Source organism: Roseivivax sp. THAF30, from assembly GCF_009363575.1.
In the GTDB taxonomy this organism is placed as follows: Bacteria; Pseudomonadota; Alphaproteobacteria; order Rhodobacterales; family Rhodobacteraceae; genus Roseivivax; species Roseivivax halotolerans.
The window spans coordinates 998,946-1,011,863 of sequence record NZ_CP045389.1 but is presented as its reverse complement, the minus strand read 5'-3'; the positions used below and the strand labels follow the sequence as shown (position 1 = coordinate 1,011,863).

Here is a 12,918-nt window from a genome sequence, read left to right as displayed (position 1 = left end):
GGCTGAAGCTCCATGGCATCCTACCAATTTGTCTACCACATGGACGGGGTCTCCAAGACCTATCCGGGCGGCAAGACCTGTTTCGAGAACATCAAGCTGAACTTCCTGCCCGGCGTGAAGATCGGTGTGGTCGGCGTCAACGGCGCCGGTAAGTCGACACTTCTGAAAATCATGGCGGGTCTCGACAAGGACTTCCAGGGCGAGGCCTGGGCCGCCGAAGGCGCACGCGTCGGCTATCTGCCGCAGGAGCCCGAACTGGACCCCGCGCTCGACGTGCGCGGCAACGTCATGCTGGGCGTCGCGGCAAAGAAAGCCAAGCTCGACCGGTTCAACGAGCTGGCGATGAATTACTCGGACGAGACCGCCGACGAGATGGCGCAGCTTCAGGACGAGATCGACGGCGAGAACCTTTGGGAGCTCGACAACCAGATCGACATCGCGATGGAAGCGCTCCGCTGCCCGGCGGACGAGGCCGATGTGACCGCGCTGTCGGGCGGTGAGAAGCGCCGTGTCGCGCTTTGCAAACTGCTGCTGGAAGCGCCTGACATGCTGCTTCTCGACGAGCCGACCAACCACCTCGACGCCGAGACGATCGCGTGGCTTCAGCAGCATCTGATCGATTACAAGGGCACGATCCTGATCGTCACCCACGACCGCTACTTCCTCGACGATATCACCGGCTGGATTCTCGAGCTCGATCGCGGGCGGGGCATCCCTTACGAAGGCAATTACTCGGCCTGGGTCGAGCAGAAGGCCAAGCGGCTCGAACAGGAAGCGCGCGAGGACAAGGCCAAGCAGCGCACGCTGTCGCGCGAGCTTGAATGGATGCGGCAAGGCCAGAAGGCGCGGCAAGCCAAGTCGAAGGCACGGATCCAGGCCTATGAGAAGATGGCGAGCCAGTCCGAGCGCGAGCGCGTCGGCAAGGCGCAGATCGTCATCCCGAACGGGCAGCGGCTCGGCTCCAAGGTGATCGAGGTCGAGAAGCTCAAGAAGGCGATGGGCGACAAGCTCCTGATCGAGAACCTCACCTTCTCGCTGCCGCCGGGCGGTATCGTGGGCGTCATCGGCCCGAACGGCGCCGGGAAATCGACGCTCTTCAAGATGCTGACCGGACAGGAAGCGCCCGACGAGGGCTCGATCGAATTCGGCGATACGGTCGATCTGTCCTATGTCGATCAGACGCGTGACGACCTGACGCCGACCGATACGGTCTGGGAGGCGATTTCCGGCGGCGCGGAAGTCATCAAGCTGGGCGACGCGGAGGTGAACTCACGCAAGTATTGCGGCGCGTTCAACTTCAAGGGCGGCGATCAGCAGAAGGTCGTGGGCCAGCTGTCGGGCGGGGAGCGCAACCGCGTTCACATGGCGCGGCTCCTGAAGTCGGGCGGGAACGTCCTGCTCCTCGACGAGCCGACCAACGATCTCGATGTCGAGACGCTGCGCGCGCTCGAGGATGCACTGACCGATTTCGCTGGCTGCGCCGTGGTTATCAGCCACGACCGCTTTTTCCTCGACAGGATCTGCACGCATATCCTCGCATTCGAGGGCGACGCGCACGTGGAATGGTTCGAGGGGAACTTCGAGGACTACGAGGAGGACAAGAAGCGTCGCCTCGGCCCCGATGCTGCGGAGCCAAAGCGGATCAAGCACAAGAAGTTCGCGCGCTGAGCGCCGCGAAAAAGGCCGGGCGCGGAGATTTTCCGCGCCCGATCAAATCTCAGAATTTCTTCTTCGCGTAACTGACCGCCTTCTTGGCAACCTGTGCCTCGGGGCTGGTTTTCCGGTGCACCGGGCGCGCGGTGGCGCGATGCGGCGTGGCTTTCGTCTTGTGACGCGCAAAGGTGCGCGCGGCTTTTTTCACGACATTCATGATAGACATGATCGGCCTTCCTTTCGGTTTGGGCGGTGGGCCCGTCTGATTGGAAAACGCGATACGCCCCGCTCGTGGTTCCGTTCTATGCGGCGCCCTTGCGAGCCTTAGGCGGCCTTCGGCCTATCGGACGGCAGTCACACAGTCATGCGGCCACTTCCGACAGGAGCGGCAGCGCCATCTGACCGGGGTTTCGCGAGCCACCGACATGCGCTTTCAGGGTCGATGCGACGCGGCCCGCATCGAGGCGCAGATCGCGGTGCAGCGAGCTATGCGGCCAGGCCTCGGCCCGCTCGACCAGACCGTGCCGGATCGGATCGGTCCAGCAAAAGGCAAGATGCCAGTCATAGGAAGCTCGATCTTTCAGCACCGTTTCGGAGAACCGTTTCTGCCAGATCCCGACTTCGCCACGCTGCCGCGCTTTTGGTGAAAGCCGTCCGGGAGGCGGCTCGGGCGCGCGGCCGGCAAGGCCCAGATGTTGGGAAAAGCATGCCTTGATGGCGCCCCACCGCCCCGAATAGTTGGGATCCGCAGCGGGCAGGGTCCAGATCGTGTGCATGTGGTCGGGCAAGACCGTCCAGGCATCGATATGGAAGAACCGGCGCGTCCTGACCCGCCGCACCGCTTCGCGCAGCACAGCGATCTCGTCGATCAGCAGCCGCGTTCCGGGCCGCGCGAGCGACACGGTGAAAAAGACAGTCGGACCATCGAGATGTTTCGGCATCGGCTCCATGCCCCGAGTTATAGCGCACGGCTCGTTAACCGGTGATGAAGGCCCCTCGACTTCCCGTGCAAAGCGGCTCACCTTCTCCGGATGACCGAGACAGCCCATCAGGACCGCCCCGTGCTCGGCATCGCGTTGATGTCGGGTTTCTGTGTACTTGCCCCGCTCGGCGACAGCCTTGCAAAGATCCTGGGTCCGATCGTGCCGCTGGCGGTGCTGCTTCTCGTGCGTTTTGCATTTCAGGCGATCATTCTCACTCCGCTCGCATGGAAAGCGCGGAAAGGCATCAGCTCGCGTGTCTGGGGTTTCGCTGCGCTGCGGACGCTCCTCCATATCGGCGGGATCAGCTGCATGTTCACCGCGCTCGTCTACCTCCCTCTCGCCGATGCGATCGCGATCGCCTTCGTCATGCCGTTCCTGATGCTGCTGATGGGCTGGCTCTTTCTCGGAGAGGAGGTCGGGCCGCGGCGGCTGGCTGCCTGCGCGGTCGGCTTCGCGGGCACGCTTCTCGTCTTGCAACCGGCTTTTGCCGAAGTCGGACCGCCCGCGCTGCTGCCGCTCGGCGTCGCGGTTTTCTTCGCCTCGTTCATGCTGGTCACACGCATGATCGCGCGCGAGATCGGCGCGATCCCCTTGCAGGCGATGAACGGGTGGATGGCGCTCGTCTGCCTGATCCCCGTCGCATTCTGGGCCGGCGAATGGCCGCGCGTCGATGCGTCCGCCATCGCGCTCCTGACGGCGATGGGGATTCTTGGCACATTCGCCCACCTTCTGATGACCTGGTCGCTGCGCTTTGCGCCCTCGGCGACGCTCGCACCGATGCAATATATCGAGATCCCGGTCGCGACCGCCTTCGGCTTCCTCATTTTCGGCGATCTGCCCGGCCCGCAAGCGGCGCTCGGTATCGGGCTCATCTGCGCCGCGGGGCTCTACGTCATCTGGCGCGAGCACAAGGTCGCAAGAGCGCTCACGACACCCAGCGCGGCCCCGCCATGATCGCGCGGGACAGGGCATCCGAGAAATCCACCGGCAGGATCAGCAGCATCGACGGCGCATCCATCGCGATCTCGAGCGGGCCGTCGACATGGTTCGAGGTGCCCGCGAGCGCGTCCGGGGCAAAGGTGATCCCGTCGATCGGCCAGTGAAGCCCGGTCGACCGCCCTGTTACATTCGCCAGCGGCCAGAGTGATACGCGCGTGCCGCGCGGCATTTCCAGATTCAGGACAGGCGGGCACAGAGCGACCACGTCTTCGCGGCCGATCAGGATGCACGGTCGGTCCGACCGCCGCGCCAGAACGGTGAAAGCGGCCAGCTCGTGATCCACGCGTTGACCAAGAAACCCCATCGCGACGACGAGCGGCGCATCGATGCTGCGAAGGCATTTGTCGAAATCGGTGCTGTCCTGCTCCGTGATCTCGTGCAGCACGCGCGGATCCAGTGCCTCCCGCGTGGCCCTCGAGATGGAATCCATGTCGCCGATGACGGCGTCCGGCATCCCGCCCGCCTTCAGCACCGAATCCGCCCCGCTATCGGCAGCGACGATGCACCTGAATCTCGACAACGCGGCGCGCAGCGAGTCATTGTCCACGTCTCCGCCACCGACCAGCAGTATTGGTTCCTCAGAGCGAACAATCACATCAAACATGGCAAATTTTCCTCAATTTGAGGCTTAAACCACATTGAGGACATGAAATGATACGGTGGTCGACGCAGATTCGGTCAGCTTTGGTCCTTGTCGACCTGCTAAACAGTCTGTTGCGAATAGACTGAAAGTGAGCAGCAATGGTCAGTTCGAGCAAAATTCTTACGGTCTCCTACGGGACGTTTTCCTGCACGCTCGAAGGTTTCGACGATTCCTTCGACACGATGAAGGCCATCGCGGAATATTTCCGCGACCTGGCGCAGGATGACCGCTATTTCGGGGCCGAGCCCCCGACCCCGGATGCCGACATGCTCGCCCGGATCGCCGAGCGCGAGATCGCGCGGCGCGTCGAGGCACGGCTCGGACATGATGGCGGGGTCGTTCTGCGAACCGGCCCGGCAGAGCCAGCCGAGGCGGAGACGACCGAGGCCAGGGAGGCCCCTGCCCCCGCGGCAGATGCCCAGCCCGACGACACGCAAGCTGCTCCGGAAGAAGACGCGCTTGCCGCCGCCGTCGATGCGCGCGTGGCGGATGAAGCCGCGAGCGACGCCGCGGCCGATCCCTCGGACGCCCCCATCGCAGAGGACCCGGCGCTGCCCGAGGTCGACGCCGAAAGCGACGCATCCGACATGGACGAGGCTGCCGACACGGACATCGCCGTCGAGGAAGACACCGCGCAGCCGCTCGCCCCACGCCGCGAGCCCAATGCAGAGGTCGAGGCGCCGCGCCCGAGCGCAACCGACGTCGCCCCTTCGCCCTTCTCCGCCACGCCCGAACAAAGCGTTGCGGCCAAGCTCGCCCGCATTCGTGCCGTCGTCGCTTCGAACGCAGCTCCCGCGGCTGCGACTGCGGCTGCGGCGCCCGTCGCGCAGGCCTTCTCCGAGGATGAGCATGCCGAGGAAATGATGGGCGGCCGCGTGCCCTTCGTCGAGGATTCGCCCGAGGCGGCCCTCGCAGAAGACGAGATGCAGGCCGATGCGGAAGCCGAGAGCATCGCGGACGAAGAGGATCTCGCCGAGGAAGAAGATACCTTCGACCCGGCGCGGCTCGCCGCAGCGCTGTCGGAAGAGACGAGCTCTGCAGACGAGCCCGCCGAAACCGAAGACCTCGAAGACCTGGACGAACACGACAGCCGTCTCGGCGACACGATCGCCGGCCTTGTGTCCGGTCAGGCGGACGACACGGATCTTGACGACGAGAGCGAAACCTTTGCCGAGGCGCCTGTCGAGACCGACGACATCGCGGAAACCCCCGCCGCGCCGCCCAGCGCCGAGGCGGATGCGGAGAGCGAGGATCAGGACGACGCGCCCGAAGCGGACGACGCCCCCACTCGCTCGCTGCGGATCATGAAGGTCAAGCGCGCCGATTTCGAACGCGCGCTCTCCGAAGGTGAATTCGAAGCGGTCGAGGACGACGACGACGAGGACGAGGGCATCGCGCCCTCCGCTGCCGCACGGACGTCGGACAGCACCCTGTCCGAAGACGACGAGGCTGACCTTCTTCGCGAGCTCGCCGCACTCGAGGCCGAAGAGGGTGATGAGGCTGACGAGGACGACGAGGACGATCTCGCGTTCCAGGATGCGTCGGAGCTCGACGACGAGACCGAGGACGAGCTCAGTGATCTGGACGATTTCGAGGAGGACGACGATCTCGACACGCTCTTCGACGAGGATGACGACGAAGCCCCCGAGGCCGAGGCGCAGCCCAAGTCCGAGACCGGCACGCCGTTCCAGCTGACCTCCGCACATGCAGCGAAAGCTCCGGCGCAGGGCGAGGATGACGAGGATGATCTTGCCGCCGAACTCGACGCTGCGTTCTCCGACGATCCGGCGACGGACCTCGATCTGACCGCACGGGCGATGGATGACGAGCCCCGCGACGAAGCGCTGGATGAGCTCAACGAGGAAGACGCCGAGCGCTTCGCCCGCGCCAGCGAAGGCGCGCGCCGCGCAGTCAAGATGGCCTCGCCCGCGCGTGCCATGCTGACCGAGGGCAAGGTCGAGGATACCGGCACCGGCGTCGACCGGCTGCTGGACGAGACCAATCGCGAGATGGAGGAGCCCGACTCCAAGGGCCGCCGCACCGCGATCCAGCATCTCCGCGCCGCAGTTGCCGCGACGCGGGCTGACAAGCTTCTTGGCCGCGGCCGCGACGAGACCACGGAAAGCGAGCCCTACCGCGAAGACCTCAAGAACGTCGTGCGGCCCCGCCGGCCCGAACCGGTCCGCGTGACAGAGCGGCCTTCGGCGCGCCCTGCCCCGTCGCGTCCGGCGCCGCTGAAACTGGTAGCTGAGCAGCGCGTGGACGAAACCGGCGCCGCGTCGCGCCCGATCCGGCCGCGCAGGGTCGCGCAAAATGCCGCATCGACGCAAAGCGATAACGTGGAAACGGACATGAGCTTTGCGGAATACGCGGAATCTGTCGGTGCATATCAACTCGGCGATCTGCTCGAAGCCGCCGCGGCTTACCTTGCCTTCGTCGAGAACCGGCGCGACTTCTCGCGTCCGCAACTGATGACGAAGGTCCGGGAAGCTGAAGAGGCCGAAAGCAGCCGTGAAGACCGCCTGCGCAGCTTCGGCCAGCTTCTTCGTGAGGGCAAAATTGCAAAGCTTGAAGGTGGACGCTTTGCAGCCTCGCAGCAGATCGGGTTCAAACCGGACGCCCGCGCAGCGAGCTGATTATCCCGGAAATGAAAAAAGCGGCAGCCTTTCGGGGCCGCCGCTTTGCGTTTCGGCAAGAGCAGTGGCTCAGACGATCTTGATGCCGGCCTTCTTGGCATCCGCGACGAAAGCGTCGAGCCCCTTATCGGTCAGCACGTGGTTCACCATCGCCTTGATGACGCCCGGCGGTGCGGTGGCGACGTCTGCGCCAAGCTTGGCGCAATCGGACATGTGGTTGGCCGTGCGGATCGACGCCGCGAGCACCTGCGTCTCGTAGCCGTAATTGTCGTAGATCTCGCGGATATCCGAGATCAGCTGCAAGCCGTCGAGGTTGATATCGTCAAGCCGGCCGATGAAGGGCGAAATGAAGGTCGCGCCCGCCTTGGCCGCCAGCAGCGCCTGGTTCGCCGAGAAGCAGAGCGTCACGTTGACCATCCGGCCCTCGTCGGTGAGCGTCTTGCAGGCCTTGAGGCCGTCCCAGGTCAGCGGAACCTTCACAACGATATTGTCGGCGATCTCTGCCAGGCGGCGGCCCTCGCTGATCATGTCCTCGGCCTCGAGCGCGATCACCTCGGCGGAAACCGGTCCCGTGACGATGTCGCAGATCTCTTTCGTGACTTCGAGGATGTCGCGGCCCGACTTCAGGATCAGTGAAGGGTTCGTGGTGACACCGTCGACCATGCCGAGCTCGTTAAGCTCACGGATGGCCTCGATATCGGCCGTGTCGACAAAGAATTTCATGGGGCAGCCTCCTTGGGATGCTTGGCGTTTTCGACCAGAGCCTTTACCTCACGCAGGGGAGAGGCAAAAGCCGGAATTATGAACGACACCCCTTCCCACTTCCCCGAAGGCGCGCGGATCGCCGTGCTGACGACGCAGCCGCTGGACGGGCCGCTCGATTATCTCGCGCCCGAAGGCGGGGTGATGATCGGCGCGTATGTCGAGGCTCCGCTCGGGCCGCGCAAGGTGATGGGAGTCGTTTGGGGGCCCGGACTCGGCGGGTTCGATGCGTCCAAGCTCAGGCGGGTCTCGAGCGTGCTTGATGTGCCGCCGATGCGCGATGAAATGCGCGTTTTCCTCGAGAAAGCAGGCGCTTACACGCTGACGCCGCTGCCCGCCATGTTGCGCCTCGCAACCCGCGCACCCGCGCTCGGCCAGCCCCCGTCGAAGCGCAAGGTCTACCGGCGCGGCACCGGGCGGCCGGACCGCGAGACCGAGGCGCGCGCGCGCGTGATGGCCGCGCTCGACGAAATGGGCGGTCTTGCGCTCACCCTCTCCGAACTGAGCCAGATGGCAGGCGTGACGTCGTCGGTGGTGAAGGGTCTCGTGAAACAGGGGGTCGTTTCCGAGGAGGAAAGTCCGCGTGACACGCCCTATCCGCGCCTCGATCCGGCGCTGCCCTCGAAACCGCTCGCCGAGGATCAGGCCGAAGCGGCGGAGGTCTTGCGAGATGCCGTGGCGTCCGGGCGTTACGGCACGACACTTCTGAAGGGCGTGACCGGCTCGGGAAAGACCGAAGTCTATCTCGAAGCCGTGGCCGCCTGTCTTGCCAAGGGGCGTCAGGCGCTTGTGCTATTGCCCGAGATCGCGCTCTCGGCCGAATTCCTGACGCGGGTCGAAGCGCGTTTCGGGGCAAAGCCCGCGGAATGGCATTCGGGCGTGACGCAGACGGAACGCCGCCGCATCTGGCACATGGTCGGATCGGGCGGCGCACAGCTTGTCGTGGGCGCACGCTCGGCCCTGTTCCTGCCGTTCCAGGACTTGGGCCTGGTCGTCGTCGACGAGGAGCATGACAGCTCCTACAAGCAGGAAGAGGGCGCGCTCTACAATGCACGGGACATGGCCGTCCTGCGCGCGTCGATCACGGACGCGCAGGTGGTCCTGGCCTCCGCGACGCCATCGCTCGAGAGCTGGGCGAATGCCGAGGCCGGCAAGTACCGCCGCCTGACGCTCACCTCGCGCTTCGGCACAGCCGCCCTGCCCGAGATGAAGAGCCTCGACATGCGCGGCGAGGATCTGCCCGCCGATCGCTGGATTTCAGAGCCCCTGGCCGCCGCGGCCCGCCGCCGGATCGAGAATGGCGAGCAGGCGCTGTTGTTTCTCAATCGCCGCGGCTATGCGCCGGTGACGATCTGCCGGGCCTGCGGGCACCAGATCGGCTGCAAGCATTGCGACGCGCGCATGGTCGAACACCGGTTCCTCAAGCGCCTGGTCTGCCATCAATGCGGCGAGACGGAACCCCGACCGGAGGTCTGTCCCTCCTGCGGCGTGGAAGGCAAGCTCGCCGCCGTGGGGCCAGGGGTGGAGCGGTTGGCAGAGGAAGCGCGCGCCCGCTTTCCCGAGGCGCGGATCGCGGTTCTGTCGTCGGACATGTACACCACCGCGCGGCAACTCAAGGCCGAGATCGCGAGCATCGCGGAGGGCGGCGCGGATATCATCGTCGGCACGCAGCTCGTGGCGAAGGGTCACAACTTCCCGCTTCTCACGCTCGTGGGTGTCATCGACGCGGATCTCGGGCTGCAGGGCTCGGACTTGCGCGCGGCGGAGCGGACGTTCCAGCTCATGCGGCAGGTCGCGGGCCGCGCCGGACGCGCCGAGAAACCGGGCGTCGCGCTCTTGCAGACCTATCAGCCGGACCATCCGGTGATCCGCGCGATCCTCTCAGGTGACGAAGAGGGGTTCTGGCGCGCCGAAGCAAGGGAGCGAGAGGCGGCGGGTGTGCCGCCCTACGGGCGCATGGCGGGGATCATCCTGTCCTCCGAGGACGTGCAGAAGGTTTTCGATCTCGGCAACGCCCTGGCGCGGAACGCGGGCGCGCTGCGCCGGATCGGGGCGGATGTCTACGGACCCGCGCCTGCGCCGATTGCGCGGGTGCGCGGACGGCACCGGGTGCGGCTTCTGGTCAAGGCGCCGAAAGGCAGCGCGCTGCAGGCCGCGGTCGCGGATTGGGTGGGCCAGTTCCGGCTCAAGGGCGATCTGCGGCTGGCCGTCGATATCGACCCTCAATCGTTTTTCTGATGGTCCCGGCGGGAGCGAGGGGCCAGCCCCTCGCGCTCCCCGCGGTATTTGGACCAACCCAAAGAGAGAAGGCAGATAGTCTACAGCGGTCCTGCGCCGGGAGGTGGGCGCAGGAGCCGCACTTGGCCAAAGAAGGTCGCGCCGATCAGCGGGGCTCGTCATCCTCGGGCGCAGGCTGGCCGACGCCGAGAAAGACCCAACGGAACGGCAGCGCCCAGAGCACGCCGAGCACAGCGTAGATCAGAAGCTCGACCAGGATCGGCGGACGGTCGAGCCAGGTCATGATCGAGGAGGCGACCACGATATAGACGGGCAGGCCCACCACGAGGATCAGAAGGGCGAGGCGCTTCTTGGTCTTGTGGCTGGGCATCCGGTCTCCTCAATCGGCAAATGGGTCGGTGACGAGGATCGTGTCGTCACGCTCTGGCGAGGTGGAGAGTAGCGCCACCGGGCATTCGATCAATTCCTCGACGCGGCGGACATACTTGATCGCCTCGGCGGGCAGATCGGCCCAGCTGCGCGCGCCTTCGGTCGACTGGCTCCAGCCCGGCAGCTCCTCGTAGACCGGCGTGCAGCGGGCCTGCTGATCGGCCGCCGTCGGCAGGTAGTCGAGGCGGGTGCCGTCGAGATCGTAGCCGGTGCAGATCTTGAGCGTCTCGAAACCGTCGAGCACATCGAGCTTCGTGAGGGCGATGCCGTTCACGCCCGACGTCGCGCAGGTCTGCTTGACGAGGCAGGCGTCGAACCAGCCGCAGCGGCGCTGGCGGCCGGTCGTGGTGCCGAATTCGTGCCCGCGCTCTCCAAGGCGCTTGCCATCTTCGTCGGTCAGCTCGGTCGGAAACGGGCCTTCGCCGACGCGGGTCGTATAGGCCTTCACGATGCCGAGCGTGTAGTCGATGGCCGAGGGGCCAAGGCCGACGCCCGTCGCCGCCTGCCCGGCGATCACGTTCGAGGAGGTCACGAAGGGATAGGTGCCGAAATCGATGTCGAGCAGCGCGCCCTGCGCCCCTTCGAAAAGGATGCGCTTGCCGGCCTTGCGCTTCTCGTTCAGCACCTTCCAGACGGGCGCGGCGAAGGGCAGGATCTTTTCGGAGATGGCTTCGAGATCGGCGATCAGCGCCTCGCGGTCGATCGGATCGATCCCGAGCCCGCGCCGCAGCGCGTTATGATGCGTGAGCGCGCGATCCACCCGCGCCTCGAGCGTGGCGCGGTCGCCGAGATCGGCCACGCGCACCGAGCGGCGTCCGACCTTGTCCTCGTAGGCCGGGCCGATGCCGCGGCCGGTGGTGCCGATCTTCGCGCCGGGATTGGCCGCTTCCTCGCGGGCGCGGTCGAGCTCACCGTGCAGCGGCAGGATAAGCGGCGTGTTCTCGGCGATCATCAACGTCTCGGGCGTGATCTCCACGCCTTGTCCGCGAATGCCCTCGATCTCCTTCACGAGATGCCAGGGGTCGAGCACCACGCCATTGCCGATGACGCTGAGCTTGCCGCCGCGCACGACGCCCGAGGGCAGCGCGTGCAGCTTGTAGACCGTCTCGCCGATGACAAGCGTGTGGCCCGCATTGTGACCGCCCTGAAAGCGCGCGATCACATCGGCGCGTTCGGACAGCCAGTCCACGATCTTGCCCTTGCCCTCGTCGCCCCACTGGGCGCCCACGACAACCACGTTCGCCATCTCGACCTCTCGTCCGGCTTTTCAAACGATGCCGTCATAGCGACAGGCGCGAGACAGTGAAACCGGAATTTGGGCAGCGGCGTCAGAGCACGTCGCGGGCGAGATCGCGCAGGAAGCCCGCTGCGTCGCGCGCATCGATCTCGGCCTCACGGACGAGCCAGTCGAAATGCTCGGTCAGCGACCGGATGCGCCCGGATTCGCGGAAGGCGATGTAGAAGCGGCCTACGTAGACGACGCCGACAAGCGGGCCGAAGATGGTGATCGGCGCCGAGAAGACCCGGCTCGCATCGAAGAGAAACAGCCTCAGCGATGGATAAAGCTCTTCGCAGGTGGCGGCGAGCTGTTCGACCTGCTCGGCCCGCGCCGCGCGCGAGAGGCTGCGGTAATATCCCTCGCCCCGCGCCATCGAGGTCAGCTCGTAGATCGGCATCGCGATCTCGTAGTCGGATCCGCCGGCGCGCACGAGCGCCATCCGGTCGCGCATGGCAGAGATGGCCTGGTCCGGCGTCTTGCCGAGGAAATCCCCGTATTCCCAGCGCATCACCGCTTCGGTCTTGAGCATGTCCGGGAGCATCGCGGGCACGTGGCGGATCTTGTAGCCCGCCGCCTCGCGCGCCCAGTCGATGAGCTGCTCGTCGGAGGGTGTGCGCTCGGCCGTGGTCATCTGCATCGCGGCCGCCACGACATCGCCCGGGCGTTCCGGCCGGTCGGTCAGACCCAGAAGCCAGTCCGTCGAGACGCCGAGCGTGCGCGCCGCTTCAGCGGCAAGCTGGGCATTGGGCAGACGCGCCGCGCCCTCGCCCATGAGCTGCGAGACCGTGGAGCGATTGACGCCGGTCTGGCGCGCAAGTTCGGACAGGTTCACGCCGGCGACCTGCATCGCCTCGCGAAGGCGCTGGCGGAACAGCTCGGCGCGGGCGCGCTTGTCGACTTTAGTAACCATACTCTATTTTTCTGCATAGTTTTGGCTTTTTGTCCACAAGTCACTGAATGGCCCACGCGCCGCCGAGGCTGCTAGCCCTGTGCCAAATCACGCGAAGAAGGAGGCGAAGCATGGACACGACACGGCGCACGGTAGCGAAGGCGCTCTGCTGGCAGGCGCTCGGGCTCTGCACGATGACCGGGCTTGGCTATCTCTTCACCGGATCGGTCAGCCAGGGCGGTGCGATCGCGCTCACCTCGAGCGGTGTCGCCCTTGTCGCCTATGTCGTGCATGAGCGGATCTGGGATCGGATCTCCTGGGGCCGGCGGCATCCTGGAGAGACCTGATCGCGGGTTGCGGGCGGGGGCCGAATGGCCTATCTCCGCCCCGTCGCACTCAGGCAAAAG

At 65.8% G+C, this 12,918-nt stretch carries 12 protein-coding genes; 5 read left to right on the top strand and 7 right to left on the bottom strand.

The genetic code is table 11. The annotated features are described in order from the left end of the window. The first annotated feature begins 12 nt into the window (after positions 1 to 12). Positions 13 to 1,668 carry an energy-dependent translational throttle protein EttA gene (ettA, locus tag FIU91_RS04855; protein WP_152461657.1) on the top strand — a complete coding sequence of 552 codons (1,656 nt, stop codon included), beginning with the start codon at positions 13 to 15 and terminating at the stop codon, positions 1,666 to 1,668. Positions 1,669 to 1,717: 49 nt separating this feature from the next. Here ettA and FIU91_RS19350 read toward each other — a convergent pair whose 3' ends face one another. Further along, positions 1,718 to 1,879, bottom strand: coding sequence for a hypothetical protein (locus FIU91_RS19350; protein ID WP_172974940.1), 162 nt, complete (start codon positions 1,877 to 1,879; stop codon positions 1,718 to 1,720). 136 nt (positions 1,880 to 2,015) lie between these two features. Next, a complete protein-coding gene (locus FIU91_RS04850) occupies positions 2,016 to 2,594 on the bottom strand; it encodes a transposase (protein WP_216651626.1) in 579 nt (192 codons plus the stop codon). 90 nt (positions 2,595 to 2,684) lie between these two features. On the opposite strand from FIU91_RS04850, the gene FIU91_RS04845 reads away from it, so the two are divergent. Continuing rightward, complete coding sequence (locus FIU91_RS04845) at positions 2,685 to 3,590, top strand: DMT family transporter (RefSeq protein ID WP_152461656.1); 906 nt, start codon at positions 2,685 to 2,687, stop codon at positions 3,588 to 3,590. Here the strand turns inward: FIU91_RS04845 and FIU91_RS04840 are convergent. After that, positions 3,562 to 4,239 (bottom strand): thiamine diphosphokinase, encoded by a 678-nt coding sequence (locus tag FIU91_RS04840; protein WP_152461655.1) that lies wholly within the window; start codon positions 4,237 to 4,239, stop codon positions 3,562 to 3,564. The genes FIU91_RS04845 and FIU91_RS04840 overlap by 29 nt on opposite strands. Before the next feature lie 137 nt (positions 4,240 to 4,376). Between FIU91_RS04840 and FIU91_RS04835 the strand changes: the two genes are divergently transcribed. Next, complete coding sequence (locus FIU91_RS04835) at positions 4,377 to 6,914, top strand: hypothetical protein (protein ID WP_152461654.1); 2,538 nt, start codon at positions 4,377 to 4,379, stop codon at positions 6,912 to 6,914. A gap of 69 nt (positions 6,915 to 6,983) precedes the next feature. On the opposite strand, the gene fsa is transcribed toward FIU91_RS04835, so the two are convergent. Continuing rightward, positions 6,984 to 7,637, bottom strand: coding sequence for a fructose-6-phosphate aldolase (gene fsa / locus FIU91_RS04830; protein WP_152461653.1), 654 nt, complete (start codon positions 7,635 to 7,637; stop codon positions 6,984 to 6,986). A gap of 78 nt (positions 7,638 to 7,715) precedes the next feature. Between fsa and FIU91_RS04825 the strand changes: the two genes are divergently transcribed. Then, positions 7,716 to 9,914, top strand: coding sequence for a primosomal protein N' (locus FIU91_RS04825; protein WP_152461652.1), 2,199 nt, complete (start codon positions 7,716 to 7,718; stop codon positions 9,912 to 9,914). 145 nt (positions 9,915 to 10,059) lie between these two features. Here the strand turns inward: FIU91_RS04825 and FIU91_RS04820 are convergent, their stop codons facing one another. The 3 genes from FIU91_RS04820 to FIU91_RS04810 form a co-directional block, all read right to left on the bottom strand. Next, the gene (locus FIU91_RS04820) at positions 10,060 to 10,284 is read right to left on the bottom strand and encodes a DUF2842 domain-containing protein (protein WP_093010356.1); all 225 of its coding nucleotides are present in this window, start codon (positions 10,282 to 10,284) and stop codon (positions 10,060 to 10,062) included. 9 nt (positions 10,285 to 10,293) lie between these two features. After that, a complete protein-coding gene (locus tag FIU91_RS04815) occupies positions 10,294 to 11,589 on the bottom strand; it encodes an adenylosuccinate synthase (RefSeq protein ID WP_093010358.1) in 1,296 nt (431 codons plus the stop codon). A gap of 82 nt (positions 11,590 to 11,671) precedes the next feature. After that, positions 11,672 to 12,532: a helix-turn-helix domain-containing protein gene (locus FIU91_RS04810; RefSeq protein WP_152461651.1), complete on the bottom strand. Its 861-nt coding sequence runs from the start codon at positions 12,530 to 12,532 to the stop codon at positions 11,672 to 11,674. A gap of 110 nt (positions 12,533 to 12,642) precedes the next feature. On the opposite strand from FIU91_RS04810, the gene FIU91_RS04805 reads away from it, so the two are divergent. After that, on the top strand, positions 12,643 to 12,858 hold the full coding sequence (locus tag FIU91_RS04805; RefSeq protein WP_152461650.1) for a DUF2061 domain-containing protein: 216 nt from the start codon (positions 12,643 to 12,645) through the stop codon (positions 12,856 to 12,858). Positions 12,859 to 12,918: the final 60 nt, after the last annotated feature.

Bases quoted from the DNA above. Each gene is read 5' to 3' on its own strand.
- FIU91_RS04825 (WP_152461652.1), top strand. From the start codon at position 7,716: ATGAACGACACCCCTTCCCACTTCCCCGAAGGCGCGCGGATCGCCGTG.
- FIU91_RS19350 (WP_172974940.1), bottom strand. From the start codon at position 1,879: ATGTCTATCATGAATGTCGTGAAAAAAGCCGCGCGCACCTTTGCGCGT.
- FIU91_RS04815 (WP_093010358.1), bottom strand. From the start codon at position 11,589: ATGGCGAACGTGGTTGTCGTGGGCGCCCAGTGGGGCGACGAGGGCAAG.
- FIU91_RS04850 (WP_216651626.1), bottom strand. From the start codon at position 2,594: ATGCCGAAACATCTCGATGGTCCGACTGTCTTTTTCACCGTGTCGCTC.
- ettA (WP_152461657.1), top strand. From the start codon at position 13: ATGGCATCCTACCAATTTGTCTACCACATGGACGGGGTCTCCAAGACC.
- FIU91_RS04835 (WP_152461654.1), top strand. From the start codon at position 4,377: ATGGTCAGTTCGAGCAAAATTCTTACGGTCTCCTACGGGACGTTTTCC.
- FIU91_RS04840 (WP_152461655.1), bottom strand. From the start codon at position 4,239: ATGTTTGATGTGATTGTTCGCTCTGAGGAACCAATACTGCTGGTCGGT.
- FIU91_RS04805 (WP_152461650.1), top strand. From the start codon at position 12,643: ATGGACACGACACGGCGCACGGTAGCGAAGGCGCTCTGCTGGCAGGCG.
- fsa (WP_152461653.1), bottom strand. From the start codon at position 7,637: ATGAAATTCTTTGTCGACACGGCCGATATCGAGGCCATCCGTGAGCTT.
- FIU91_RS04845 (WP_152461656.1), top strand. From the start codon at position 2,685: ATGACCGAGACAGCCCATCAGGACCGCCCCGTGCTCGGCATCGCGTTG.
- FIU91_RS04820 (WP_093010356.1), bottom strand. From the start codon at position 10,284: ATGCCCAGCCACAAGACCAAGAAGCGCCTCGCCCTTCTGATCCTCGTG.
- FIU91_RS04810 (WP_152461651.1), bottom strand. From the start codon at position 12,532: ATGGTTACTAAAGTCGACAAGCGCGCCCGCGCCGAGCTGTTCCGCCAG.